Origin of the sequence: Pseudoclavibacter sp. JSM 162008, from assembly GCF_041366455.1 — a bacterium.
Taxonomy (GTDB): domain Bacteria; phylum Actinomycetota; class Actinomycetes; order Actinomycetales; family Microbacteriaceae; genus Pseudoclavibacter.
In genome coordinates this window covers 137,918-162,879 of the sequence record NZ_JBEWYX010000009.1, presented here as the reverse complement: position 1 = coordinate 162,879, position 24,962 = coordinate 137,918, and the positions used below count along the sequence as shown (strand labels likewise).

At 68.4% G+C, this 24,962-nt stretch carries 23 protein-coding genes and 1 pseudogene; 8 read left to right on the top strand and 16 right to left on the bottom strand.

All coding sequences use genetic code 11. The features are described 5' to 3' along the window. The first annotated feature begins 113 nt into the window (after positions 1–113). From ABVF28_RS09805 to ABVF28_RS09795, 3 genes are all read left to right on the top strand, one after another. Entirely contained in the window at positions 114–581 is a 468-nt protein-coding gene (locus ABVF28_RS09805; RefSeq protein ID WP_104311869.1) for an NfeD family protein, read from the top strand. 87 nt (positions 582–668) lie between these two features. Next, positions 669–2,147, top strand: coding sequence for a flotillin family protein (locus ABVF28_RS09800; RefSeq protein ID WP_104311870.1), 1,479 nt, complete (start codon positions 669–671; stop codon positions 2,145–2,147). 95 nt (positions 2,148–2,242) lie between these two features. Next, positions 2,243–2,734: a hypothetical protein gene (locus tag ABVF28_RS09795; RefSeq protein ID WP_211890510.1), complete on the top strand. Its 492-nt coding sequence runs from the start codon at positions 2,243–2,245 to the stop codon at positions 2,732–2,734. Here ABVF28_RS09795 and ABVF28_RS09790 read toward each other — a convergent pair. Beyond that, the gene (locus ABVF28_RS09790; RefSeq protein WP_104311872.1) at positions 2,731–4,674 is read right to left on the bottom strand and encodes a potassium transporter Kup; all 1,944 of its coding nucleotides are present in this window, start codon (positions 4,672–4,674) and stop codon (positions 2,731–2,733) included. The two genes, ABVF28_RS09795 and ABVF28_RS09790, sit on opposite strands and share 4 nt — an antisense overlap. 87 nt (positions 4,675–4,761) lie before the next feature. On the opposite strand from ABVF28_RS09790, the gene ABVF28_RS09785 reads away from it, so the two are divergent. Then, the gene (locus ABVF28_RS09785; RefSeq protein WP_371030333.1) at positions 4,762–6,222 is read left to right on the top strand and encodes an amino acid permease; all 1,461 of its coding nucleotides are present in this window, start codon (positions 4,762–4,764) and stop codon (positions 6,220–6,222) included. Here the strand turns inward: ABVF28_RS09785 and ABVF28_RS09780 are convergent. From ABVF28_RS09780 to ABVF28_RS09770, 3 genes and pseudogenes are all read right to left on the bottom strand, one after another. Continuing rightward, positions 6,219–8,234 carry an AarF/ABC1/UbiB kinase family protein gene (locus tag ABVF28_RS09780; protein WP_104311873.1) on the bottom strand — a complete coding sequence of 672 codons (2,016 nt, stop codon included), beginning with the start codon at positions 8,232–8,234 and terminating at the stop codon, positions 6,219–6,221. The two genes, ABVF28_RS09785 and ABVF28_RS09780, sit on opposite strands and share 4 nt — an antisense overlap. Positions 8,235–8,350: 116 nt before the next feature. Then, on the bottom strand, positions 8,351–9,400 hold the full coding sequence (locus tag ABVF28_RS09775; protein ID WP_371030332.1) for an LLM class flavin-dependent oxidoreductase: 1,050 nt from the start codon (positions 9,398–9,400) through the stop codon (positions 8,351–8,353). A gap of 181 nt (positions 9,401–9,581) precedes the next feature. Then, positions 9,582–10,367 (bottom strand): annotated as a pseudogene (locus ABVF28_RS09770) (GyrI-like domain-containing protein); the annotation flags it as partial. A gap of 204 nt (positions 10,368–10,571) precedes the next feature. On the opposite strand from ABVF28_RS09770, the gene ABVF28_RS09765 reads away from it, so the two are divergent. After that, positions 10,572–10,751, top strand: coding sequence for a hypothetical protein (locus ABVF28_RS09765; protein ID WP_068479684.1), 180 nt, complete (start codon positions 10,572–10,574; stop codon positions 10,749–10,751). Positions 10,752–10,771: 20 nt separating this feature from the next. Continuing rightward, the gene (locus ABVF28_RS09760; protein WP_179556792.1) at positions 10,772–11,236 is read left to right on the top strand and encodes an SRPBCC domain-containing protein; all 465 of its coding nucleotides are present in this window, start codon (positions 10,772–10,774) and stop codon (positions 11,234–11,236) included. A 137-nt stretch (positions 11,237–11,373) separates the two neighbouring features. Here ABVF28_RS09760 and ABVF28_RS09755 read toward each other — a convergent pair whose 3' ends face one another. Then, positions 11,374–12,150 carry an SDR family oxidoreductase gene (locus tag ABVF28_RS09755; RefSeq protein WP_218854949.1) on the bottom strand — a complete coding sequence of 259 codons (777 nt, stop codon included), beginning with the start codon at positions 12,148–12,150 and terminating at the stop codon, positions 11,374–11,376. A gap of 52 nt (positions 12,151–12,202) precedes the next feature. Between ABVF28_RS09755 and ABVF28_RS09750 the strand changes: the two genes are divergently transcribed. Then, positions 12,203–12,973 (top strand): glycerophosphodiester phosphodiesterase family protein, encoded by a 771-nt coding sequence (locus ABVF28_RS09750; protein ID WP_371030331.1) that lies wholly within the window; start codon positions 12,203–12,205, stop codon positions 12,971–12,973. Positions 12,974–13,071: 98 nt separating this feature from the next. Next, positions 13,072–13,440: an RNA polymerase-binding protein RbpA gene (locus ABVF28_RS09745; RefSeq protein ID WP_371030330.1), complete on the top strand. Its 369-nt coding sequence runs from the start codon at positions 13,072–13,074 to the stop codon at positions 13,438–13,440. Positions 13,441–13,556: 116 nt separating this feature from the next. Here the strand turns inward: ABVF28_RS09745 and lnt are convergent, their stop codons facing one another. From lnt to ABVF28_RS09690, 11 genes are all read right to left on the bottom strand, one after another. Further along, entirely contained in the window at positions 13,557–15,101 is a 1,545-nt protein-coding gene (gene lnt, locus ABVF28_RS09740) for an apolipoprotein N-acyltransferase (protein WP_371030329.1), read from the bottom strand. Further along, a complete protein-coding gene (locus ABVF28_RS09735) occupies positions 15,098–17,548 on the bottom strand; it encodes a DEAD/DEAH box helicase (protein ID WP_371030328.1) in 2,451 nt (816 codons plus the stop codon). The genes lnt and ABVF28_RS09735 overlap by 4 nt, the downstream gene beginning before the upstream one ends. Beyond that, entirely contained in the window at positions 17,545–18,405 is an 861-nt protein-coding gene (gene tatC, locus ABVF28_RS09730; RefSeq protein ID WP_258068107.1) for a twin-arginine translocase subunit TatC, read from the bottom strand. The genes ABVF28_RS09735 and tatC overlap by 4 nt, the downstream gene beginning before the upstream one ends. 1 nt (position 18,406) lies before the next feature. After that, the gene (gene tatA / locus ABVF28_RS09725) at positions 18,407–18,754 is read right to left on the bottom strand and encodes a Sec-independent protein translocase subunit TatA (RefSeq protein ID WP_371030327.1); all 348 of its coding nucleotides are present in this window, start codon (positions 18,752–18,754) and stop codon (positions 18,407–18,409) included. A 4-nt stretch (positions 18,755–18,758) separates the two neighbouring features. Next, entirely contained in the window at positions 18,759–19,115 is a 357-nt protein-coding gene (locus ABVF28_RS09720; protein WP_179556787.1) for a hypothetical protein, read from the bottom strand. 66 nt (positions 19,116–19,181) lie between these two features. After that, on the bottom strand, positions 19,182–20,153 hold the full coding sequence (locus tag ABVF28_RS09715; protein ID WP_371030326.1) for a helix-turn-helix transcriptional regulator: 972 nt from the start codon (positions 20,151–20,153) through the stop codon (positions 19,182–19,184). Then, positions 20,150–21,187 (bottom strand): helix-turn-helix transcriptional regulator, encoded by a 1,038-nt coding sequence (locus ABVF28_RS09710; RefSeq protein ID WP_371030325.1) that lies wholly within the window; start codon positions 21,185–21,187, stop codon positions 20,150–20,152. The genes ABVF28_RS09715 and ABVF28_RS09710 overlap by 4 nt, the downstream gene beginning before the upstream one ends. A 9-nt stretch (positions 21,188–21,196) precedes the next feature. After that, positions 21,197–22,114 carry an FKBP-type peptidyl-prolyl cis-trans isomerase gene (locus tag ABVF28_RS09705; protein ID WP_371030324.1) on the bottom strand — a complete coding sequence of 306 codons (918 nt, stop codon included), beginning with the start codon at positions 22,112–22,114 and terminating at the stop codon, positions 21,197–21,199. A gap of 50 nt (positions 22,115–22,164) precedes the next feature. Then, positions 22,165–23,160 (bottom strand): hypothetical protein, encoded by a 996-nt coding sequence (locus ABVF28_RS09700; protein ID WP_371030323.1) that lies wholly within the window; start codon positions 23,158–23,160, stop codon positions 22,165–22,167. After that, positions 23,157–24,212, bottom strand: a complete 1,056-nt coding sequence (locus tag ABVF28_RS09695; RefSeq protein WP_371030322.1) for a tRNA (adenine-N1)-methyltransferase — start codon at positions 24,210–24,212, stop codon at positions 23,157–23,159. Before ABVF28_RS09695 ends, ABVF28_RS09700 begins: the two co-directional genes overlap by 4 nt. Next, the gene (locus ABVF28_RS09690) at positions 24,209–24,949 is read right to left on the bottom strand and encodes an HAD family phosphatase (RefSeq protein WP_179556782.1); all 741 of its coding nucleotides are present in this window, start codon (positions 24,947–24,949) and stop codon (positions 24,209–24,211) included. Before ABVF28_RS09690 ends, ABVF28_RS09695 begins: the two co-directional genes overlap by 4 nt. Positions 24,950–24,962 lie beyond the last annotated feature (13 nt).

Sequence of the window (24,962 nt, the reverse complement as noted above, 5' to 3'; positions counted from 1 at the left end):
GCGGCACCGGCGCCGAGGAAAAGTCCCCGCGCGTCGGCGTCCGCGCCTTCGGTAGAATCAATGCCAGGCGGGGGCACACCCCGCCACACGCGGCCACCAGGGAGCTCACCGTCATGACCGTCTTCATCATCATCGGAGCGATCGGCCTCGGACTTCTCGTCTTCTCGATGTTCTTCGGAGAGATCCTCGACGTGGATGCCGGTGGACTGCTCTCGGTACCTGGCCTCGCGGTCGCCCTCGTCGTCTTCGGCGCCTCCGGGGCGATCACGGACAGCATGGGACTCCCGCAGTTCTGGGCCTACATCGTCGCGATCGTGATCGGTCTGATCGCCTACGTCGGATCTGCCCTCCTCGTGCGCAACCTCTCGAAGAGCAGCGACGGCGTGCCGCGCGACGTGACCGGGGATACCGGAACGGCGATGTCCCGCATCACGAACGCCAGCGGCGAAGTCGCGCTCGACGGCTCCCACGAGATCGAACGACGCCTCGCCTTCGCCGACGGGGACATCGAGCAGGGAACGCGCATCCGCGTCGTGCAGCACCTCGGCTCGCGCGTCAAAGTCGAACGCGAATCGAACTAAGCCCTGTCGCGCTCACCGGACGAGGCGGCAGGCGCGGCACGACCACAGCATGACCAACCACGACCTCCACGACAGGAAATCGACCATATGGACTTGATAACTGCCAACGTCTCCGTGATCGGCGTCATCGCGATCATCATCGCGCTGCTCGCCCTCGGTGTCTTCATCGCATCCCGCATCCGCCGCGTCCCACCGAACGAGGCCCTCATCATCGTCGGCCGCGGCGCCGGGCAGAAGGCCCAGAGCGACATGACGGGACAGCGCGTCGTGATCGGCGGCCGCACGTTCGTCTGGCCGATTCTGCAGCAGGGCTTCGCGCTCTCGCTCGAGCAGCGCCAGATCGGCATCCAGGTCGAGGGTGTCGACAAGAACCGCATCAAGATCGCCATCAAGGCGTCCATCAACTTCAAGGTGTCCGGCACCGAGGAAGGCGTGCGCCGCGCGGCCCAGCGATTCCTGGACCAGCAGGAAGCGCTCACCGACATCATCCGCGAGTCGCTCGAGGGCTCGCTTCGTTCCATCGTCGGAGACATGACGATCGAGCAGATCATCTCCGACCGCAAGAGCCTCTCCGACCGCGTCGTGTCCGAGACGAAGGCCGACCTCATCGAGCAGGGTCTGCAGGTCGACCTCCTCAACATCTCCGACATCTCCACGCCCGGCAGCGACTACCTGCAGAACCTCGGGCGTTCCGAGTCCGCTCGCGCCCGTCAGGTCGCGGAGGTCAGCGAGGCCGAAGCGGCCCGCGTGTCCGAGTTCGCGAAGATCGAGGCATCTGAGCGCATCGCAGAGCGTGAGAAGGAACTCCGTCTCCGTCAGGCCTCCATCAAGGCCGAGACCGACCGCGCAAACGCGGAAGCCGAGGCCGCTGGCCAGTTCGCACGGGCCGAGCAGGACCGCCTCGTCGCACAGCAGGAGCGCGAAGCGCTCATCGAGCAGGCGCTCGTGACGCAGGAGCGGCTCGACATCGAGATCCGCAAGCCTGCCGAAGCGGACGCCTACGCGAAGGTCCAGCAGGCAAACGCCATCCGCGACACCGAGAACGCGGCCACCGACGCCGAGGTCTACAAGCGCACCCGCACGGCAGAGGCCAACAAGGTGGCCGCCGTCCAGGACGCTGAAGCAGCGGCCGCCGCCGTCCGATACTCCGGTGAGGCCGACCGTGACCGCCAGATCGCGCTCGCAGCCGGTATTCGTGCAGAGGGTGACGCTCGCGCCGCCGCGATCCAGGCTGAGGGTCTTGCAGAGGCCGCCGCTACGGACGCCAAGGCTCAGGCTCTGCAGAAGTACGGCGAAGCCGCCATCGCGCAGGAGATCATCTCGCGTCTGCCGGAGATCGTCCGCGCCGCGGCCGACCCGATCAGCAACATCGAGAAGCTCACCGTCATCTCCACCGACGGTGCAAGCGCCGTCACGAAGACGGTCGGGTCCGTTCTCGGCGAGGGCACCGAGGTGCTCAAGACCCTCACGGGCATCGACCTGCAGCAGCTGGTCGGCTCGTTCGCCAAGGACGGTGGCCTCGCCCCCTCCGCTCCGAAGACGGGTGACACCACGCCGAACATCTGACCGAGAGTCGCGACCTCTCGTTCCGTGCACTGAGACGGGGCGGCCCCACCAGGGGTCGCCCCGTCTCGTCGTCTGCGGCGGCTACACTGACCGGCGTGAGCGTCGCCCCTGCAGAAGAGTCCCCGTCGATCTCCCTCGCGACGTTCCGGCCGAGCCAGCGTGACGTCCTCGCCCGCCTTGTCCCGACGCTGCTCGGCGTCGGTCTCGTGGCGTTCCTCGGCTACGCGCTGGCCACCGAGGCGGGCCGAACGCAGCTCGACGAGCGCGGCTTCGTGCCCCTGCTGCTCGGCTGGATCGCGATGCTCGGGCTGTGCATCCTGGGCGCAGTCGCTGCGCTCGCAGCCGAGCGTGGCGTGTCAACGGGACTTCGTTCCTACACCCGCCAGCGCGTGCTGCCGCTCGCTCTCGGGCACTCGATCCTGGCGGCCGCGGGCGCGACGTTCTGCAGCTTCTGGATCTCCGGGGGAGCGTACGACCTGCTCACGGTGCTCACGTGCACGTTCGTGCTCACGCTGCTGTTCACCGCGTCCGTGCTCGTGCCGGCGTACCTGACGGGCTTCGCACGCGCGGAGGCGGCGAGAGCCTAGAGCAGCACCTGCGGCGAGATCTCCACGGTCTGCTCAGGAGGCAGCCCGAACTGCGCTGCGGGAGACGACGCACCGCGCGACATGAGCACGAAGAACTTGGCCCGCCAGGTCGCCATTCCACTCGCGTGGCCTGGCCGGAGCGCGATGCGCGAGAGGAAGAAGATCGCGCTCTCGTTGTCGAACTGCGAGACGGTGCCGGCGAGCCGGGCGTCCCGAAGCGACAGCGGCACGTCCCGACGGTCGAGGAACCCGTAGGTCAGGGTGATGTGCACGAGGCCCTCGGGGGCTGGCCCGATGTCGTCGATCCGACAGCGCGCGCGCTCCGGGATGTGCGGCACATCGGCCGTCGCGACGCGCACGAGCAGCACGTGCTCGTGGAGCGCGTGGTTGACCCGGGTGTTGAGGCGGAGCGCGAGGGGCGCCGTGCGGGCGCCGCCGTGGGGGTAGATGGCCCAACCGGGGACGCGCGTCGGCTGGTCCGCGAGGAGCCGCCTCATGAGCTCCTGCAGGGTGCCCTCCAGGCGCTCGCGCCTGCCGGTGACGATCTCGCGGCCGCGTCTCCAGGTGAGCATGGTCAGGATGATCGCGGCGGCCAGCACGAGCGGCAGCCAGCCGCCCGCGAAGAACTTCACGAGACCCGAGACGAAGAAGGCGAGCTCGAGCAGGACGATCGGCACCGTCACGAGCAGCACTCGGTACCAGGGCCATTCCCACACGATGCGCAGGTACACGATGAAGAGCGACGACGTGAGCAGGAAGGTCGTCGTCACCGCGAGCCCGTAGGCCGCCGCCAGGTTCTCCGACGTTCGGAACCCGAGGACGACCCCGATGATCAGCACGAGAAGGATCATCGAGACGACCGGGATGTAGATCTGGCCGATGGACGCACGCGAGGTGTGCTTGACGCTGAGGTTCGGCAGGAAGCCGAGCCGCATGGCCTGTCTGGCGACCGAGAAGGTGCCGGAGATCACCGACTGGGAGGCGATGACGGTGGCGAGCGTCGCGAGGCCGATGAGGGGGAACACCGCCCAGGTGGGGGCCATGCGGAAGAAGGGGTTGTCGATGGCGGTCGGGTCCTCGATGACGAGGGCACCCTGACCGAGGTAGCAGACCGTGAGGGCCGGGAACACGACGAAGAGCCAGGCCTTCGAGATGGGGGAGCGGCCGAAATGGCCGAGGTCGGCGTAGAGGGCCTCGGCGCCCGTGACGGCGAGCACCACGGCTCCCAGCGCCACGCCGGCGATGAGCGGCTCGCTGAAGATGAAGCCGAGCGCGTGGTGCGGAGAGAACGCCGCGAGGATCTCGGGATGCTCCAGGATGTGGGGGATTCCGAGCAGCGCGAGGGTGATGAACCAGATCAGCATGATCGGGCCGAACAGACGGCCGATGCCGGCGGTGCCGAACCGCTGCAGCGCGAAGAGGCCGACGAGCACGACGAGGGCGATGGGCACGACCAGTGCCCCGGTGCCCGGCACCGCGATCTCAAGGCCCTCGACGGCTGACAGCACGGACACCGCAGGCGTGATGACGCTGTCCCCGAAGAAGAGGGCTGCCCCGATGATCCCGACGAGGGTCGTCGCGGCCATGGCGCGCCGTGATCCGCGAAGGCGCCGCCCGATGAGGGTGGAGAGCGCGAGGATCCCGCCCTCGCCCTCGTGGTCGGCGCGGAGCACGAACAGCACGTACTTGACGGTGACGAGCAGCGTGACGGCCCAGATGATGAGCGAGATCAGCCCGTAGACGTGCGCGATGCTCGGCTGCACGATGCCGTCGTGCTCGGAGAACACCGCCCGCAGGGCGTAGAGGGGACTCGTGCCGATATCGCCGAAGACGATGCCGATCGCGGCGACGCCAACGGCGGACCGGGCGAGGAGGGTGCCGCTGGTTCTGGTGTGGGAGGCGGCGGCAGCCTCGGGTCGCGCGGTGCGCAGATCGTGCATGCGACCAATGTAGACCCGGTCTGCGTGCGTGCCGACCGGAGACTAGAATTCCCGGGTTCGGCATCGAGCAGTATCGAGGGGGTCCCGGTGACCAGCAGCACAGTCCAGACCGAGGCGCAGCATCCGCACAGCGAGGGGACGGCGCCCGGCGGGCTGCGTCGTGGTCTCAAGGCCAGGCATCTGCAGCTCCTGGCGATCGGCGGAGCCATCGGCACCGGGCTCTTCCTGGGGTCGGGGACCACCATCAGCCTCGCCGGACCGTCGATCATCTTCGTGTATGCGATCGTCGGCCTCGCGCTGTTCTTCGTCATGCGGGCCCTCGGCGAGCTGCTGCTCTCGAACCTCGGGTACAAGACGTTCGGGGACGTCGCGGCCAACCTCATCGGCCCTTGGGCCGGCTACGTCGTCGCCTGGACGTACTGGCTGGCGTGGGTCATCACGGTCATCGCCGACATCGTCGCCATCACGGGCTACGTGGCGTTCTTCAACGCCGACATCCCCGCCTGGGCGCCGGCGATCGCCACGGCGATCGGTCTGCTCCTCCTCAACCTGCAGCCGGTCAAGGCCTTCGGCGAGACGGAGTTCTGGTTCGCGATCATCAAGGTCGTGGCGATTCTCGCCCTCATCGGCGTCGGCATCTTCCTGCTCGTCACCGGCTTCACGAGCGCGGACGGCGTCACGGCCTCGGTCTCGCACCTGTGGGACCACGGCGGCATGTTCCCGTTCGGCATCAGCGGGTTCATCCTGGGCTTCCAGATGGGCGTGTTCGCGTTCGTCGGCATCGAGCTCGTCGGCACGGCCTCCGCGGAGGCGGAGGATCCCGAGAAGAACCTGCCGAAGGCCATCAACTCGGTCGTCGTGCGCATCCTCGTGTTCTACGTCGGCGCGCTCGTCATCATCATGTCGGTGACCCCCTGGGACCAGATCCAGCCGGGAGTGAGCCCGTTCACCTCGATGTTCGAGCTCATCGGGTTCCCGGCGGCGGCCATCGTCGTCAACCTGGTGGTGCTCACCTCAGCGGCGTCGAGCGCCAACTCCGGCTTCTACTCGTCCACGCGGATGCTCTACGGCCTCGCGGCGGACGGGCAGGCGACGAAGCGGTTCGGCCTCCTCAACTCGCGTGGCGTGCCGACGCAGGGCGTGTTCTTCACGACGGCGTTCCTCTTCGCGGCGCTGCCGGTGCTCGCCCTCGGTGACAACGTGATGGCGGCCTTCACGGTCGTCACCTCCGTGAGTTCCCTCAACTTCATCGCGACGTGGACGTTCATCCTCGTCAGCTACCTCATGTTCCGGAAGAAGCGCCCCGAGCTCCACGAGGCCTCGAAGTTCAAGATGCCGGGCGGACGGTTCATGCCGTGGGTGATCCTGGCGTTCTTCGCCTTCATCCTCGTCGCGCTCGCCATGGGCGAGGACACCCGCGCCGGCCTGATCGTGCTGCCGTTGTGGTTCCTCGGCCTCGGCCTCATGTGGCGCCTCGTCGTCAGCAAGCGGGTGGCCCGTCGTGGGGCCGAGGAGCTCGACGAGCTCGCCGAGGGCACCTCGCCCTAGTCCGTCAGCGACTGCCCCCTGGATCCGACGATGGAGCGCAGCATGGCGCGCAGGATCCCGAAGAAGCCGAGCAGGCCGATCACCGCCCCGAGCAGGTTGAACAGCTGCAGGCCGGGGGCGAGCGTTGGACCGCCGCCCGCGACGACCAGCACGATCGCGAGGATCACGGCAGTCAGGGCCACCGCCGTGTCGATGCCTCGGCTGACGAGCCCCCCGAGCCAGCTGCGGTCCTGTCGGTCGGAGAACGGACTGACCCGCACGCTCAGCTCGCCGTCTTCGAGCTTCGAGACGATCGTGTCGATGCGGTTCGGCATGCGGGCAGCGTAGGCGGCGGCGATGGCGGCCTTCGCCTGCGCGGTGCCGACGACCCGCTTGAGTGCGAGGAGCTGCTTCAGCAGCTTCGGCACGAAGGGGAGCGCGCGCTGCACGAAGTCGAAGTCCGGTTCGATGACGCGAAGGCAACCCTCGAGCGTCGCGAAGCTGCGGAACGCGGAGGCGAGCGTCGAGGGGAGCGCGAGGTGGTGCTTGCGGATGACGTCGAGCATCATCGTGAAGATCGAGCCCTCCCCGCGAGGCCAGTGCTGCACCGAGGTGAGTGCGATGCCGATGTCGTGCCGGAAGGCCTCCACGTCGAGGTCCTCGGGAGCGTCGACGATGAGGAGCAGCGCGTCGGCGGCCGACACGTCGTCGTCGCTCGCCGCCGAGAGCAGGAACGCGGCCAGGTGCTCGCGCTGGCTTCGCTGCACGATGCCGATCGCGCCGAAGTCGATGAGGCCGAGCGTGCCGTCGTCGCGGATGAACACATTGCCAGGGTGCAGATCGGCGTGGAAGACGCCGTAGACGAGGATCTGCTCGATGACCGTCTCCATGAGCGTCTGCGCGAGGTCGTGACGGGCCTCCGGGCCCAGCGCCTCCAGGCGGTCGGCTGCTGAGCTCAGCGGGCTCCCGTCCATGACGTCCATCGTCAGGACCCTGCGCGCGCTCGCCGCCGAGTACACGGCAGGGATGGCGATCTCCGTGAGCTCGGGGGAGCCCGCGTGGATCTCGCGCATCGTGCTCTCGATCATGTGCACGTTTCGAGCCTCGACCCGATAGTCGAGCTCCTCTTCCAACGTCGTCGTGAAGCCGGCGGCCATCGCGGAGAGCCGCATCTCCCTGCCGAGCGCCGTGTGCGTCTCGGCCCGGTCCGCGAGACGCCCGATGATGTCCACGTCGGCTTCGACCTGAGCTCGCGCATCCGGTCGCTGCACCTTGACGACGACGGGGGTGCCGTCGACGAGGCGGGCGCGGTGCACCTGTGCGACCGAGGCGGCCGCCAGGGGAGTGGAGTCGATCTCCCGGAAGATCGTATCGAGAGGCGCCCCGAGCTCGCTCTTCAGCACCCGCTCGATCTCGGGCCACGGCACCGTCGTCGCGTTGGACTGCAGCCGCGCGAGCGCGGAGAGGTAGGGCTCCGGGACGAGGTCCCGTCTCGTGGAGAGGACCTGCCCGAGCTTCACGAACGTGACGCCGGCGTGGTTGATGGTCGTGATGAGGGCATCCGCGCGCTGCTGGGCGGTCGTGCGCCCCTCTGCGGTCGAGGTGCGGCGCCCGTGCAGCAGCCAGCCGGCCCCGTCGCGCGACGCGATCGTGAGGATCTGCAGATAGCGTTTCGTACGGCTGCGACGCCTGATGGCGGAGCGGACGAGCTCGATGGGGTTCGGGAACGCGCGGGTGGGGATGGTCGCCTCGAGGGCGACGAGGACGAGCACGCCGAGGGCGAAGATCCACGAGACGGCGAGGAGCACCACGACCACGACGACCGTGAAGTTGGTCTCGCCGTCCTCGAGCTGGTCGACCCCGGTCTCGCGGATGATCCAGTTGCCGAAGGGGATCGAGGCGATCACGACGAGCGCTCCGACGATGATCGCCCGGATGTACCCGATCGGCACGCCGAGCACGCGGCGGGACACGAGCCCCACGAGGATGGCGGCGAGGATCGCGACGGCGATCAGCAGGGCGTTGGCGAACACGGCGCTCCTCGTGAGGTGGGGGACTCGCCCAGGCTAGCCGCTCGGCTGGCGCTCGAGCATGCCGGCCGACCTGCGAAGTCGTTCGAGCTCTGACCGATCGCGTGCCACCGCCGCCGTCAGCGCGAGAGGTACGGGAGGTGCGGCGCCGCACCCTCTGCGAACTGGCGCAGGATTCGCCGCTGCGTCTCGGCGGGGTAGTCGAAGGGGAGTGCGATCACGAGCTCGTCAGCGGCGTGGATGCCGGCGTCGTCCGCGAGCGCTTCGGCGATCTGCTCGCCGGTGCCGCTCGCAACGCGCCCGAACTGGAATGGCAGCGGACCTCCGCCCACGTTCGCAGCACGCTCGGCGTCGCGCCCGAGCAGCCACTCGAGCTCGGAGCGTTCGGCGGGAGTGTCGAATGGCACGATGGCGCGACTCACAGAGGCGAACGAGGTGAGGGAGCTCGCCTTGGCGTGCTCTTCGCGATAATCGCGGATGTACTGCGCCTGCGTGTCCTCGAAGCCGAGGTCCCCGATCTCCGTGTTGAGGGTCGAGAGCTGCAGTCGCAGTCCGCGCCTGCCGGTCTTCCGCGCGCTTGTGCCGCCACCGGCCCCGTAGGCGACGCGGCCCCTGAGCCCCGGACTCTGAGGCTGCGCGGTCAGCGCGCTGCCGGCCTCGGCGAAAGGCAGGTCGGTTTCGGCCGTGGCGATGGTTCTCCCTTCGATCGCCGTGAGGAAGGTGTCGAGACGTGCGTCGACGAGCGCACGCACGTCATCGCCCTCGATCCTGCCGAAGGCCTGCGCGAACGTCGACTCGGTCGCCGCGTATCCGGAGCTGAGCCCGAGCTCGAGCCGTCCTCCCGTGAGCAGATCGAGCGTCGCCGCGTCCTCAGCGAGGCGCACCGGCTGCTCGAAGCGCAGGGGAGTGACGCTCGTCCCGACTCGGATGCGCCGGGCGCGTTGGGCCGCTGCGGCGAGGAACGTGAAGGGCGAGGAAAGGTACGTCTCGAGGTGCCGGTGGCGCACGTACCCGGTGACGTAGCCGAGGTCTTCGGCGTACTCGAAGAGCTCCAAGCCCTCCTGGAGGCCGAGCGATCGATGCGCGGAGACTCTGGTGTGCTCGACGAAGGCGAGGAAGGAGAGTCGTTTCGGAGTGGTGGGTGCTGGCTGCGTCGCAAGATCGCTCATGATCTCCCAAGCATCCCGCCGGAATCACGGCCAGCCGTGCATCCTCGTCATGGAGCGTAAGGCCGGGTGAGGAGACGTGCGCGCCGATCTCATCTCTGGAGAGATGCCGCTTGCTGCGCTCTTCCTAGATCATAAAGATATAAAGAGCATCGGCCTCGCGTGAGCGTCATTCGACCGCCGCTCAACTCCGCTCGACAGGCAACGACAACTCGCACGTCGCCGTGCTGAAGTCTGGCGACCGGTCGATGATCGCGACGATCGAGGGGCCCGGGCGCAGCCGCCATGGGTTGGACGGGAACCAATCGGTCGCCGTGGCGGCCCAGAGCTGTTGCAGTGCAGCCGGGTAGTCTCCAGTTGCTGTGAAGACGGCCCAGGTTCCCGCCGGCGCCCCGATGACGTCGAGGTCGTCTGGCACCGCACGGTCGTGCCCCACGGCGACGCCGTGCAGATAGGTCAGGGGAGTGCCCTCCGTGTAGTCCGGGTCGACGTCGGCGCTCACCTGGAGCAAGCCGGTCGGCTCGCCGGAACTCAGCGCCTTGAGCCTCGCGTGCGCCTCCGCCGGAATCGCCGCGATATGCGCCTGGATGTGAGGATTCACGCCGTTGTGGATGAGCGGAACGCGTGCGGCGTGCCCGATCAGCTGGAAAGCGGGATGTTCGATGATTCGTGTGTCCATGGGGGAGTTCCCTTCTACGGTCAGGCGGAACCTGAGGTGCGGTTGCGAGCGGAGAGGTCCACCGGAGCGTCGAACCTCGCCGGGCGTGGAGCCGTGCACGGCGCGGAACGCTCGAGCGGATGCCTCCGTCGATCCGTAGCCGAAGCGAGTCGCGATCTCCAGCAGCTCGTCGCCGCCGATCACGTCGCCTGCCGCGGCGGTCATGCGCCGTCGTCTGATGTACTCGCTGAGGGGCATGCCGGCCAGCGAGGAGAACATCCGCCGTGCGTGGTACTCGGTGGTGCCGAGCGAGGCGGTTGGGGAGCTAGACCCGGCGCTCGTAATGTCATAATGTGCATTATCGGATGTAGCGGAGGTGGCTCGCCATGCGCGAGCACGTCGCCCCGCATCCAGTAGGCTGTGTGGACGCGGTGATGATTTTGCCGTGGCTGACTTCGTGGCTCGCGCCACCTCGTCGTTGTTTGTGTCACTGAGAGATTCTGGGAGCCGACACTCGTGAGCGTTCTGATTGCCATCGGTTGCATCATCATCTTCGGCGCCGGCATCTGGTGCTACGGACTGGCCTTCCAGGTCGACGGCGACACGCTTCGTCTCCTGGTGTTCTTGGCCGGCATCCTCCTGAACTCACTGGCGCTGTTCATCCCGTGGCAGCTCGTGGGCCAAAGCCGCAAGTAGCGACCGAGGCCCCACGCGCGGTGTTCACCCCCAGCATCGACATCAGCGTGCGGATCAAGGCACCCGCAGAGCTCATCTGGCAGGCACTCGTCGACGAGGACCTCCGCGAGCTGTGGTGGCCCGACTCCGAATTCAAGATCAAGCGCGGCGCGAAGATCACGGCACGCTCCCTGCGTCCGGGCAAGAAGAAACCCCGTATCACCTCGGGAACCATCACCAAGATCGATGCTCCTGAGGAACTGCACTTCACCTGGAAGACGAAATCAGGCGACTTCGAGACGGACGTCGTACTTGTCGTCGTGCAGCAGAAAGACAAGAAGAGCAAGGTGCGTGTCCTCGAGCAGGGATTCCCCCGGGGCGATTACGCCGAGATCCACGTCGCGAAGTACCGCGACGGTTGGCGCGAGCATCTGCTGCAACTCCAGGAGCTCTTCGAAGATGGTCCAGGCCGGAAGCTCGCGACGAACTCGCTCAAGCACTCCTGAGCTCCCCTGGCCTGCTCTCCCCCGTCCCTCCGTCCGTGACGGTGCAGGAGCAGTGCTCGACAGCAGGATGCCCGGACCGTGTGGTCCGGGCATCTCCGCCTTGGGTCCGCCAGTCGTGCAGGACGACGGCAGAGCCGCTACTCCGTGACGAACCCTGACGTGTCGCCGATGAGCCGCAGGTTGTCGGCCGGAACCGGCTCGACGACCGCTTTCGTGACCTCGGCCGCGAACTCCTGCACGTTGTAGAGCTTGCCCGCCTCCTCGCGGCGGGCGGCGATCGCACCCGGGTTGAGGCGGTCGAGCAGCGTCGCCGTGATCGTCCCCTCGATCATGTCGCCGGACACGACGACGAACTCGACGCCGCGCTCCGTGAGCTCGGGCACGAGCGCCAGCAGGGCGTCCTCTCCCGCCCGCTTTGAGCTGGCGACGGCCTCGTACTCCGGCATCGTGGGCGTCGTACGGATGAAGTGCGCCTGGTGGCTCGTGACGAACACGACACGCCCGCCGTCCCCCATGAGTTCGAGGGCGCCCTTGAGGGTCTCGACCTGCGCGTCGCGGTTGAGCTTCAGGGCGTAGTCCTCGCCGAGGCCCGACTCCATGCCGCCGGACGCGTTGAGGACGAGCACGTCGAGCCCGCCGTACGCGCTCTCGATGCTCGAGAAGAGCCCCCGGCGGCTCGCCTCGTCGGTGAGGTCGGCACCCACGGCGATCGCCGTGCCGCCGTCGGCGGTGATCGCGTCGACCAGCTTGACGGCGCGGGCCTCCTTGTTGCGGTAGTTCACGACGACCTTGGCGCCAGCCTGCGCGAGGAACTTGACGGTGTCCGCGCCGATACCGCGCGAGGACCCCGTGACAAGCGCGCGCTTGCCCTCGAGGGAACCGGCGGCCAGCGGGTTGAGAATCTGTTCAGCCATGCCTCCGAGTCTATTGGGCGCGGCGTCGCCCCCGCGCACTAGCGTTGGACGCATGCAGCACCCGTACCTGGACGGCGCTGGACCGCGCATCCTCGCCCACCGAGGCCTCGCCCTGGTGGCGACGGAGAACACGATGGAGGCGTTCCGCGCCGCGCTCGACGTCGGGGCGACCCACATCGAGACGGACGCACGGGCATCCGCAGACGGCCGTGCCGTGCTGTGGCACGACGAGACGCTCGAGGGCTACGACGGCAGCGACCGGCCGGTCGCTGGCTCCCCCGCATCCGTGCTGGCCGGGCTCACGTCGGCGGGGCCGACGCCGGGTGCCAGGCTGCTGTTGCTCGAGGAGGCCCTCGAGGAGTTCCCCGCCGCGCGATTCAACGTCGACGTCAAGTCGGCGGACGCGGTGGAGGCCGTGGCCGAGGCTGTCCGGCGAGCAGACGCGTCGTCCAGAGTGCTCATCACCTCCTTCTCCGCCCTTCGGCTGCGGCGCACGGCCGCCCTGCTGCCCGAAGCGGCTCGTGGCGTGGCGAGCCCGGGCATCGCGGCGGCGCTCATCGCCATGTCCGTACGTTCTGGCCGACTGCTTCACCGGGCACTCCGGGGCGCGTCCGCGGTGCAGATCCCGGAGCGTGCCGCAGGTCTCGATCTGCTCTCCCCCGCCAGGCTGCGTGGGTTCCACCGGCACGTGCCCGAGGTGCACGTCTGGACGATCAACGACCCGGCCAGGATGCGCGACCTCCTCGAGTGCGGCGTGGATGGTCTTGTCACGGACCGCGCTGACCTGGCCGCCGAGGTTGTGCGACGCCGCCTAAATCTATGAGTTTTCGAGGAAAAGCTGGAACGCGCGGGAATACCTCGGCACAATCGCACGTTTGACCGGTAGTAGTAGAACCGCACTGACGAGGAGAGGAGGTCAGCATGGCTGATCGAAGTCTGCGCGGAATGCGGCTCGGCGCACAGAGCCTGCAGAGTGACGAGGGCGTTGTCCTTGTCGACCGCCAGGTGCGAACGTACGAGACGACACTGGGTGAGCGCTTCACCGTCACCTTTGCCGCCGAAGCGGAGGTGCCCGAGGTCTGGGCGTCGCCGAAGAGCGGCAACGAGGGTCGTCTGCTGGATGAAGGTGGCGAACAGGTCGCCTACGAGGCGCCGGAGCAGAAGCACCAGCGCACTCACTGGGACATGCTGCTCGAGCGTCGCACCCGGGAGGAGCTCGAAGAGGTCCTCCAGGAGCGACTCGCGTTCCTGCGCTCACGGCGCGGAACCAAAGGCGCGAAAGACCTCTGACCCCCGGAGGTCGCTCAGCGAGCGACGTTGAATGTCGAAAGGGACGAAGCCTGTGGCTTCGTCCCTTTCGTGTTGTCGGGTCGTGGTGCTGTCTGGGCGCAGAGGCTGGGCGCCCGCTACCGGAGCGGGATGCGTGTCGCCGAGTCGCGCATCCGCTGGGTCTTCGAGCTGCCGGCGCCGATCAGGAGGCCGAGCCCGAGCATCCCGAGGGTGATCTCGATGCCGCGCCCGAAGAGGACAGCGGGCGTCATGCCATCGGCGAGCGGGACGTCGACGATCATCACGCCGGGCTCGTACCAGGGCAGCTCCGCGAGCGTGCGCCCCTCCGGTGAGTAGATGGCGCTCATCCCCACCGTCGACGCCTGCACCAGCGAGCGTCCCGTCTCCATCGACCTGAGACGGGCGAACGCGAGCTGCTGAGCCGGCTCGTCGGTCTTCCCGAAGTCGGCATTGTTGCTCGGCGCGAAGAGCACCGTCGCACCTCCCAGGACGGCGTCCCTGATCAGCACGTCGTCGACGATGTCATAGCAGATGTAGGTGCCGGCCTTGATGTCGCCGATCTCGAGGATGCTGTCGCGCTCCCCCGGCGAGTATCCGCGGCCGATCATGCCGATGAGGTCGGGAGCGAGCGAGTACCAGAAGTCCCGGTCCGGGACGTACTCGCCGAATGGGATGGGGTGCTTCTTGTCGTACTGGTCGCCCCATCCGCTCTCCGCATCCCACACGAACTGCGAGTTGAAGAAGCGGTCATCGGCCTGGGTCTCCCCCGGCTCCACCGTGACCGTGTTGGCCACGATGGGCGCGCCGTAGCTGTCGCTCAGCTGATCGAGCGTGCGGCGCACGCCGGGCGAAGCGTCCGGGTTGAGGTCGATGGAGCCTTCTGGCCACAGGATCACGTCGACCTCGGCGTCGTCTGGGATGGTGCGCGTCGCGTTGACGTGGCCGAGGAAGACATCGCCAGGGTCACCCTCGACGAAGTAAGCAGCCTCGGGGGTGTCACCCTGCACTGCCGCGATCCGGGCGGAGCCGATCGTGTTCGTGGGAAAGAGGGGAACGGCGGTGACGACCAGGATGGCGGCGGCCGCGGTCGCCCAGGTGAGCGGGCGGGCGCGCGAGCGGCCGAGCTCGAGGACCAGCGCGACGAGGAAGACCATGACGAAGCCCATGCCGGAGAGACCCAGCCAGGAGACGAGCTCCGCGAACGGGCTCGCCGACTGTGACTGGGCGACACGACCCCACGCGAAGCCGCCGTACGGCCATGCAGAGTAGATCCCCTCCCGCAGCGTCCACAGGCCCGCCACGGCCGCTGGGACGAGGAGCAGGCGCTTGGGGCCGGTCTCCCATCGCGCCGTGACGCGCCGGGAGGCGAGCGCGATGAGCACCGCTCCCCCGGCCCAGAACAGCGACGAGAGGATGCTGAGGGCGCTCCACGGCACCGGGCCCAGGAACAGCGACGCCCAGGCGATGAGCGGGAAGTAGTACGAGAGCCCGGATGCGAGGCCCACGAGGAGCGCCCCGCCTGCGGAGCGGTGCATGAGCGAGCAGAGCACGAGGCCTGTGCCGACGAAGGCGAGGGGCCACAGCGCCGGTCCTGGGAACGCGGCCCTCAGCAGCAGTCCACCGGCGACGGCGGCGAGCAGCGAAAGCCAGAACGACCTCACCCAACCCCCGAGTACGCGACGATCCCGCGGCGCACGCTGTTCGCGGCCTGGCGCGCGGTGGTCGCGAACTTGCCCTCCGCGACCTTCTCGATCTGGTCGAGCACGTCGAGCACCTGCTTGCACCAGCGCACGAAATCGCCGGCAGCGAGATTCGACTCGTCGAGCACACGCTCGAGCTCCGCGCCGTGCGCCCAGTGGAAGATGGCCGGCGCGAGGTTCGTCGCGAGCCTCGACGAACGTGGCACGCGGAAGCGCTCGGCCAGCTCATCCAACGCCTGCCAGTGCTTCTCCGTCGTCTGCATCGCCCCGCGGAACGCGCCGCGCGGCAGCTGGTACTCCTCGAGGCTCTCCTCTTCTCGCCGCGGCTCGTAGACGAGCACGGCGGCCATCGCGGCGAGCTGCTGCGGGTTCAGCTCGTTCCAGACCTGCCGACGCAGGCACTCGGCGATGAGCAGGTCGCGCTCGCCGTAGATGCGCGCGAGCGTGCGCCCGTGCGCCGTGACCGCGAGGTCCCTGTCTCCGCTCTCGGCGGGGGCCAGGTAGCCGAGCTCGAGCAGCAGCTCTGTGATCCGGTCGAAGACCTGCGCGACGGCACCGGTGCGCGACTCGATCTGCCGGGTGAACTTGTCGTTCTCGTGCTTCAGCTTCCAGTACCGCTCGCCCCAGCGCGCGTGCTGCTCCCGGTCGGGGCAGACATGGCACGGGTGGCGCTTGAGCGCGGTCTGCAGCTGGGTGAGCTTCGCCTGGCGCCGCTCGCGAGCCGCATGCTGGTGCGCCTCGTCGTGCGGGATGCGCTTGCGCTCGAGATCGTTCAGCTCACGTCGGATGCGCGAGTACTCGAAGAAGTCGCCGAGGTGGCACTTCATGCCGTCCTCGTAGCCGGCGAGGGCCTCCTCCTGCTGCCGGACGCGCTTGGCCAGGTCGACGACGGCGCGGTCCGCCTGGAACTGGGCGAACGACGACTCGAGCACCGAGCGGGTACGAGCGCGACCGAAGCGGTCGATGAGGTTGACCGCCATGTTGTAGGTGGGCTTGAAGCTCGAGTTCATCGGGTACGAACGACGGGAAGCCAGCGAGGCGATGGCCTGCGGGTGCATGCCCCCGACCCACTGCACCACGGCGTGGCCTTCGACATCGATGCCGCGACGCCCTGCCCGGCCGGTGAGCTGCGTGTACTCCCCCGGGGTGATCGGCACGCGTGACTCGCCGTTGAACTTCTCGAGCTTCTCGAGGACAACCGTCCGAGCAGGCATGTTGATGCCGAGGGCGAGCGTCTCGGTGGCGAAGACGAGCTTCACGAGCTTCCTCTGGAAGAGCTCTTCGACGACTTCCTTGAAGGCGGGCAGGAGACCGGCGTGGTGTGCGGCGATGCCCCGCTCGAGACCTTCCGTCCACTCGTAGTAGCCGAGCACTCCGAGGTCCTCGTCGAGCAGGTTGCGGCAGCGGTCCTCGACGATCCACCTGATCTCGTCGCGCTCTTCCCTGGTCGTCAGCGAGACGCCAGCGCGAAGCACCTGCGACACGGCCTGGTCGCAGCCCTTGCGGCTGAAGATGAAGTTGATCGCGGGCAGCATGTCCGCGTCGTCGAGCATCTTCGTCAGGCCGGCACGGTCGGCGCGCGGCGCCTGGAAGCGCTGCTCCTTCCATCTGCTGCCTCGCCCGCGTCTGCCGACGCGGTCGCGGTCGCGGCCGTCCTCGCGTCGACCACCGCCGCCCTGGGTTGCCCTCACCAGGTCGGGGTTCACTCGGTCGGCGATGTCGCCGTCTCGAGTCTCGAAGAGGTCGTAGAGGCGATGGCCGACGAGCACGTGCTGGAACAGCGGGGTCGGCCGCTCCTCGGAGACGATGACGTCGGTGTCACCGCGGACGGTCTGCAGCCAGTCGCCGAACTCCTCCGCGTTCGAGACCGTCGCCGACAGCGAGATGAGACGCACCTCGCTGGGGAGGTGGATGATGACCTCTTCCCAGACGGCCCCGCGGAAGCGATCGGCGAGGTAGTGGACCTCATCCATGATGACGTAGGCGAGGTCGTCGAGCAGGTCGCTGCCCGCGTAGAGCATGTTGCGGAGCACCTCGGTCGTCATGACGACGATGCGGGCCCGCGGGTTGATGTTGACGTCGCCCGTCAGCAGTCCGACTTCGCTCTCGCCGTAGCGACGGACGAACTCACTGAACTTCTGATTGCTCAGCGCCTTGATGGGGGCCGTGTAGAAGATCTTGGCGTTCGGCTGTCGCATCGCGAGGAACACGCCGAACTCGGCCACGACCGTCTTGCCTGCTCCTGTCGGTGCCGCCACGAGGACGCTCCTGCCGGCCTCGACGCTCGCGCAGGATGCGATCTGGAACTCGTCGAGGTCAAAGCTCAGCTCGCGCCTGAACAGCTCGAACTGCTGCAGCTTGGCGCGCGCCCTGCTCGCGGCGAAGCGCTCGGACGGGCTCGGGGTCATGTAGCGGACGCTTCGGCTGCCGCGAGGTCGGCCTCGAACTTCTTGTGCTTCCTGGCTCGTCGCTTGTCGTTGATGATCGCGATGCCGACGGCGAGGAAGTACAGCGCGAGCATGGGCGCCATGAGGAAGAACATGGACAGCACGTCCGCCGAGGGCGTCGCCATGCCGGCGAACAGGGCGACGAGGAGCACGGCGACCCTCCACCCCTTCAGGATGGCCTCTCCGGTGATGATGCCAGCGAAGTTCAGCATGACGAGGATCACGGGGAGGATGAAGGCGATGCCGACGGCCAGGCAGAGCGTCATGATCAGCTTGTAGTAGTTGGCCGCGTTGATGAAGTTGGCGCTCTCCGCGGGCGCGAAGCTCAGCATCACCTCGACGATGCGGGGCATCAGCATCCAGGCCACCCAGACCCCGGCGAGGAACAGCGGGATCGCGGTTCCCACGAAGCCGAGCGCGTACCAGCGCTCGTTCTTCTTCAGCCCTGGGACGATGAACATCCAGATCTGGTAGAGCCAGACCGGGGCCGAGATGATGATGCCGAGCGTGAGCGAGATCTGCAGGCGGAGATCGAACGCGCTGGTGATGCCCTCGAAGTTGAGGTCCGCGTTGCGGTTTCGGGCCTCGGCGATCTCACGGATGGGGTCGGCCATCACGTTGAACACCCAGTCGGTGAGCAGGAAGCCGCCCACCATTCCGATGACGATGCCGATCGCCGAGATGATGAGGCGGTTGCGGAACTCGATGAGGTGCTCCGCGAGGCGCATGCGCCCGTCAGGGTCGCGCTTCCGGCTCTTCTTCGCTTTCGACTTCGTCGGCTCGACCGCCAGCGGAGCCCCCTCGGGTTGAACGGTCACGTCAGTTGGAGGTGCCCGTGTTGCCCCTGGCGTCCGTGCTGGGCGCGGCGGGTGCCTCGGGCGCCGGTGCGGCCGGTGCCGAGTTCTGCGCTGGAGGCGTCACCGGGGCCTGGGGTGCCGCCGGTGCCTGCGGAGCTGCCGGCGTGGTCGAAGCGGCCGGCTGCGAGTAGACGTCGGTGGCCGACGGGACGTCGACCTCGTCGTCCTTCTTCATGTTCTTGACCTCGCCGCGGAAGATGCGCATCGACTGTCCGATGCTCTTCGCGAGGCCGGGAAGCTTCGGAGCACCGAAGAGCAGCAGGATGATCACCAGGATGATGATGAGGTGTGGGCCAGTCAGATTCGGCATGGTGTCAGTTGCCTTTCACAAGGTGTTCGTATTGAAACGGGTCTGCGGTCGTCAGGTCACGGGCGCGCTCCAGGCGCTGCTCGCGTCGCTGCTCCTTGGTTTCGTCGCGCACGTCGTTCAGCTCGCCTCGCTCGACTTGGACCTCGCGGAGCCCGCGGACGATCGCATTGCTCCGGGCCGGCGCGAACGAGACGAGAGTCTGCGCACGCTGCTCGAATGCCTCGAGGAGTACCTCGAACTTCGCCAGTTCGCCCTGCAGGAGGACGACCTTCCTGAAGAGCCAGTAGCCGAGCGCGCCGAGCACTGCGAGCAGGACGAGCACGAGGCCCACCCAGATGAGAACCCAACTCCACCACGGCATAGTGACTCCAACGATACCTGCTCTGAGGTGAATCGCCAGGCCACCGGCCCGGACTCGCTTTCAGATTCAATCTTCCTGCTGAGCGCGGAGCGCGTCGGCGGCCCATTGCAGGACGGCGGCTCGCGCGGAGTCTGGTGAGAGCACGCGCATCTGGCCAGCGTTCCCGGCGACGAGGCGTGCCAGGTGCTGCATGGAGGCGATGCGCACGTCGACGACGGCCCGACCTCGCGCATCCGTCTGCGGAACCGGGGCGCCCGGCGGGAGGTAGTCGCGGATGAGGGGCAGGACGGCGGTGCCGACCTCGAGCGTCACGAGCATGTGGTCGTCGCTCGGTGCGAAGATCGGTCGCCCCCGCTTGGCCTCCGCACGCGCGGGGGCCCGCACGTCGGTGACCACGGCATCCCGCATGCGGTCGAGCCGGAAGACCCGCTCTGCGTCTCGCTCCAGGCACCAGCCGTGCAGGAACAGGTCGCCGCCGAGCGTCTCGAGCGTGAACGCGTCCACGTGACGCACGCTCTCGACCCCATCTTCCCTGCGGTATCGGAAGCGGAGCCGTCTGTTCGTCGCGATGGCGGCGGCCACGGCGTCCCTGGCTGCCGGATGCTCCCCCGTCGTCCCGAAGGCGAAGTGGGGCGTCGCCCCGCTGGGGCCGAGCTTGCCGAGCAGCTCGTCGATACGGGACTCATCGACGAGGCGAGGCAGGCTTCTGAGGTAGCCGAGTCCCGCGATGACCGCCGCGGCTTCGCGGTTCGACATGCGAGGCGCCTCCTCGAGCGCGACGAAGTGGGTCACCTCGATGAGGTCCTGCAGCTCGAACGCATCCCAGTTGATGTCGAACAGGTCGAGGTGGCTGTAGACGCCCGCGTCTCCCGGGGTCCCGGAGACGGCGATGAGCCTCACTGCGTCCCTCACCTGCTTCGGCGTCACGCCGAAGTGGGCTGCGGCCGTCTCGACGGGCACCGCTTCGTCCTGTTGGCGGAGGTACGGGACCAACGAGACGAGGAGCGCGAGGCGGTCGGCCGAGACGAAGGTGCTCACGAGGACGCTCCGGCGTGAGCCGACACGACCGAGGCCAGCCTCGAGGCGACGAGGCGTCTGAGCTCGGGTGGCGAGACGACTCTGACTTCTGGACCGAAGGACGCAAGTCGGTCTGCGAGCAGGCTCAGGTCGGTGTAGCCGAGCTCGACCTCGAGCCAGGGCCCTGACGTCGCTCGCGCGTCACCGCGCAGGCGGACCTCGGCGTCGGAACCAGCGCGCACCTCGAGCCTGGTCCGCTGTCTGCCAGCGAGCTCGGCCAGGTCCTCGAGCGCTCTCGCCGCGTGCTGCTCCGCGCTCACCCCCGGGTACCGCGACGCGTCCGCGTTCCCGGCCGGCCGCGGTGCGGACACGATGCGGGACAGCAGGAACATGCGCTCGGATGAGCGGTCCAGGTCATAGGAGACGAGGAGCCAGTTGCCGTCGGCGAAGACAAGCGCGAGCGGTTCGACGCGGCGGATGCTGGCCCCGTCGTCCCCGGGCTTCGAGTAGGAGAAGGAAACGGTCTGCCCCTGCTCGATGGCCGTGGAGAGGGGTTCGAAGGCCGCATCCCGGGCACGCAGGCGAGGTGCCACTCCGATGAGGTCCTCGTGCGTCTGGGCGCCAAGCGCCTTCAGCTTCATGAGGCCCCGCCTCGACTCCTGCGAGACCGACCCCTCGCGCCACACCTGCGCCGCCAGGCTGAGCAGGGAGGTCTCGTCTGCGTCGAATTCGAGGCCAGCAGGCATGGCGAAGCCGCCTCGGGGCACGCGGTAGCGGACCAGCTGGTTGTTGCCGGGCGCCGACGGGTCGTCGATGACTTCGACAGGGACTCCCAGGTCACGCAACTCGGCCTTGTCGCGCTCGAATCGCTTCTCGCGCGCCGCCGCAGCCGCGGGTGAAGTGCTGTCGCGGCTGTCGTCCGCGTAGCCGTGGACGGTCTGGAAGACGTCGCTCTTCGTCAGTCCGCGCTCCGTGGTCAGGAGCGCGAGGATGAGCGAGAACTGGCGCTCCGCAGCCGCGGGGGCCTTCGCTCGGTCTGTTCGCTCGTGCGTCACGCCTCGACTTTAGATCGTGCCGAGGATGTCGACGACGAAGACAAGCGTCGAGCCGGCAGGAATCGTATCGCTCGCCTGGTCGCCGTACCCGAGCGCGGGTGGGATCACCGCGATGACCTGGGATCCGACCGTCTGGCCCACGAGCGCCTGCGCGAAGCCGTCGACGACCCCCGTGGTCGAGAACTGGGCTGGCTCCCCGCGGTCCCAGGAGCTGTCGAACTTCTCGCCGTTCGCGAAGAGGACCCCCGTGTACTGCACGACGACGGTGCTGCCGTCGGCGACGACAGCACCGGTTCCCAGCTTGCGCGTGTCGAGGACGAGCTCGTCGGGTGCCGCAGCGCCCTCCGCGATCGTGATCTGCGGGGCCCCCTCGGCGGCGTCGGTCACGGTGACGAGCTCCTGCGTGGGCGTCTGCTCGGAACCGGTCGCCCGTGTCTCCGGGATCTCGATCACGTCGGCGACGACAAGCGCCGGGGGCGTGTCGGTCGCGCCCGCGTTCGCAGTCCCCTCGAGGAGCAGCGCCGACGGGATGAGCGCGACGACGCGCGAGCCAGAGGCCACGCCGTCGAACAGGCCGCTGAGATACCCCGGGATGCCCTCATCGCTGAGGTCGAGCACCTGGCCGAGGGGCCCATAGGGGCTCTGCTCGGCCTGCGTGCCGACGTCGTAGACCGTGAGGTTGGCGGTGACCGTCGAATCGAGCGTCATCTCCTCGCCGTCGCCCTCCACCTCGATGCGGCGCTCCATCTCGTCGCCGAGTCCGGAGACCTCGCCGATGGTGACGGCAGGCGCGGCACCGTACTCGCCGGTGACCTCGATGCCGTTGAGCGCGTCGCCGCTCGCTACTGGCGTCGAGCTGCCGGCGCACGAGGCGAGTCCGAGGGAGAGGAGGACGGCCGCGGCGATCGCGGGGAGTCGTCGTTGCATGAATCCGCCTTGCGTGGGGTGGGAGAGGCTTCTGGGGGTGGAGCGGACGCCTATTCGGCGGCCAGGATGTCGATCACGAAGACGAGGGTGCGTCCCTGCGTGGCCGAGGCGTTCAGCGGGCCAGGCTGGGAGGCGAGCCGCTCGGGTGGGAGGACCACGACGAGCTGCGAGCCGACGGGGGTGCCGACGATCTCCTCGCTCAGCCCGAAGAGGCCATCGGTGGCCGCGGTCGTGAGCTGCAGGACGTTGTTGCCGGGAGTCCAGGTCGATGCCACCTGCTCGCCGGTCGTCCAATCGAACGCCGACAGCTGCATCGTGACGAGCTGTCCCTCGGCGACCGGGGAGCCGTACCCTTCGATGCGGACGTGCCGCTTGGGGGCGGCTGGCGGGTCCTGCGCTGGCATCGTGACGCCAGGGGTGCCGTTGGGGGCGGTGACGACGGCAGGGATGCCATCCGCTGGGGCCGCGATCCGCCCGCCGGCGCTCGATGGGTAGACGTCGAGCACGTCGGCGATGGCGACGATGGTCATGGCAGGGTCGACGCCGACAGACGTGGCCGCTTCGCCGAAGAGGACGCTCGCGGGCATGACGGCGACGACGCGCTCACCCGTCTGCGAGCACTCGATCGCCTCCGCCAGACCAGGGAAGGTGTTCGCGATCGTCGCGACGCTCGTGGCGGCTGCGCCGCCGGTCTCGTTCGCGACGGTGGGGCTGTAGGGAACCAGCACCTCCCCGTCGGCGCCGTCGAGCAGCTCGAAGTTGGCTCGCACCACGCCGGAGGACGTCACCGGGTCGCCGGTTCCCGTTCCATCGCGGGTCGTCTCCAGCGACGTCACGGAGAGCGGATGCGTGAGCGCCGCTCCGCTCAGCTCGCCGAACGCGCCCTCGGCCGACACACTCGACGACGCGGCGCCATCGACGCTAGGCAGCTCGCAGGCGTCCGCGTCGAGCTCGCTCTCAGGCCACGTCACGCAGCCGGTCAGTGCGACGGCGACAGCGGCGGCCGTCAGGGCAGCCCCCGCCAGTCGGGTACGTGTGCGCATCATTCGCTCTCTCCCTCAGTCTCCGTGCTGATGGCGGGAGCATCCGTTGCCTCCACCACGTCTGGGGTCTGATCGCGCCCCTTCTCCGCGGTGATCGCCGCGCCGCGCTGGGCCAGCCGAGCACGCTTGCGGAGCACCTTGTCGCTCACCTGACGGTCGCCGAGCGAGCCCGGCGTCCAGATCTCCACATCCTCGTCGGTGAAGTCGGACTTGGAGGCGCGGCGCTTGAGATTGGGCAGGACCGCCCCGTCGGCGAGGCGGCGGGCCGTCAGAAGGAAGCCAGTGTGCGCGATCATCCGGTGGTCGGGACGCACCGCGAGGCCTTCGACGTGCCAGCCTCGCACCATCGTCTCGTCGGCGCTGGGGTCGGTGAACAGGCCTGTCGCTCGGATCGCCTCGGCGACGCGTGACAGCTGCGTCACGGTCGCGACGTAGCAGAGCAGCACCCCACCCGGCTTGAGCGCGTCGGCGACGACGTCGAGGCACTCCCAGGGCGCGAGCATGTCGAGCACGGCGCGGTCCGCCGTCCCGTCCGCGTGCTGTTCCGGAAGCGCCTCGGCGAGGTCGCCGAGCACGAGGTTCCAGTTGTCCGGCTTCTCCCCCATCACGCTCACGACGTTGCCCTCGGCAACCTGGGCGAACTCCTCGCGGCGCTCGAAGGAGGTGAGCGATCCGGTGCCGCCGAGCATCCGGAGGATCCAGAGCGAGAGTGCGCCGGAGCCGACTCCGGCCTCGATGACGCGCGCCCCCGGCCGGATGTCCGCCTTCGCCAGGATGGCGGCCGCATCCTTCGGGTAGATGATCGCAGCCCCACGCGGCATCGACATGACGATGTCCTCGAGGAGCGGACGCAGCGCCAGGTACTGGCCGCCGTCCGTCGCTGAGATCACGGAGCCCTCGTCGACGCCGATGATGGTGTCGTGGTCGATCATGCCCTTGTGCATGAAGTACCGCTTGCCGGGTTCGAGGTACAGCGTGCTGACACGCCCCTTGGGCCCGGTCAGCTGCACGCGGTCGCCCGCGCGGAAGGGTCCGCCGATGTCGGTCTCGGTCATAGCTGTGCTTCGCTTTCTGCGGGGGCGGCGTCTGCTGCCGTGTGTGCGTTCTCGCGCTGCGTCGTCTCGCGAGCGACCTGCTCGACGAGCTCGCCGAGCGCCTCTGGCGTGATGCCCTCGAGGGTCGCCGTGACCAAATGCGCGTGGTGCGCTTCGAGTGTCTGTCCGTGCGGGATGCCGATGGTCGCGCATCCTGCGGCACGTGCGGCTTCGAGGCCGCGGCGGGAGTCCTCGACGGCGACGCAGCGCTCGGGCGCGACCCCGAGCTGCGCTGCGGCGCGCAGGTAGGGCTCCGGGTGCGGCTTGCCGTTCTCGACTTCGTCGCCCGCGATGACGATCGCGAACAGAGGGGTGTCGAGGGTCGAGACGACGGCGTCTGCGAGGACGCGCGTCGAATTGGTGACCAGAGCGTTCGGGACCCCCGCCGCGTGCAGAGCGCCGAGCAGGTCGAGCGCGCCGGGCCGCCAGGCCAGCTCGGCGAGGATGCTCGCCATGACGGTCGAGTTCATGTGGTCGACGATCTCGCCGGGCGCGAGGTCGACGCCCAGGCGCGCGAAGAACTCCGATGCGTCCGCCATGCTCGACCCGACCATGCCGAGTTCCTGCTCCTCGGTGAGCGGAGGCAGCCCGTGGTCGGCGAGGAGGTTCAGCTGGGCTGTCTGCCAGTACTGCTCGGTGTCGACGATGGTGCCATCCATATCCCAGAGGACGGCGTCGGGAAGATTCGAAGGAGCCACGGGGCGACAGTCT

Excerpts from the sequence above, each read along its gene's own strand:
- ABVF28_RS09805 (WP_104311869.1), top strand. The coding sequence starts at position 114 with ATGACCGTCTTCATCATCATCGGAGCGATCGGCCTCGGACTTCTCGTC.
- ABVF28_RS09800 (WP_104311870.1), top strand. The coding sequence starts at position 669 with ATGGACTTGATAACTGCCAACGTCTCCGTGATCGGCGTCATCGCGATC.
- ABVF28_RS09790 (WP_104311872.1), bottom strand. The coding sequence starts at position 4,674 with ATGCACGATCTGCGCACCGCGCGACCCGAGGCTGCCGCCGCCTCCCAC.
- ABVF28_RS09775 (WP_371030332.1), bottom strand. The coding sequence starts at position 9,400 with ATGAGCGATCTTGCGACGCAGCCAGCACCCACCACTCCGAAACGACTC.
- ABVF28_RS09755 (WP_218854949.1), bottom strand. The coding sequence starts at position 12,150 with ATGGCTGAACAGATTCTCAACCCGCTGGCCGCCGGTTCCCTCGAGGGC.
- ABVF28_RS09750 (WP_371030331.1), top strand. The coding sequence starts at position 12,203 with ATGCAGCACCCGTACCTGGACGGCGCTGGACCGCGCATCCTCGCCCAC.
- ABVF28_RS09745 (WP_371030330.1), top strand. The coding sequence starts at position 13,072 with ATGGCTGATCGAAGTCTGCGCGGAATGCGGCTCGGCGCACAGAGCCTG.
- ABVF28_RS09735 (WP_371030328.1), bottom strand. The coding sequence starts at position 17,548 with ATGACCCCGAGCCCGTCCGAGCGCTTCGCCGCGAGCAGGGCGCGCGCC.
- tatA (WP_371030327.1), bottom strand. The coding sequence starts at position 18,754 with ATGCCGAATCTGACTGGCCCACACCTCATCATCATCCTGGTGATCATC.
- ABVF28_RS09720 (WP_179556787.1), bottom strand. The coding sequence starts at position 19,115 with ATGCCGTGGTGGAGTTGGGTTCTCATCTGGGTGGGCCTCGTGCTCGTC.
- ABVF28_RS09705 (WP_371030324.1), bottom strand. The coding sequence starts at position 22,114 with ATGCAACGACGACTCCCCGCGATCGCCGCGGCCGTCCTCCTCTCCCTC.
- ABVF28_RS09700 (WP_371030323.1), bottom strand. The coding sequence starts at position 23,160 with ATGATGCGCACACGTACCCGACTGGCGGGGGCTGCCCTGACGGCCGCC.
- ABVF28_RS09695 (WP_371030322.1), bottom strand. The coding sequence starts at position 24,212 with ATGACCGAGACCGACATCGGCGGACCCTTCCGCGCGGGCGACCGCGTG.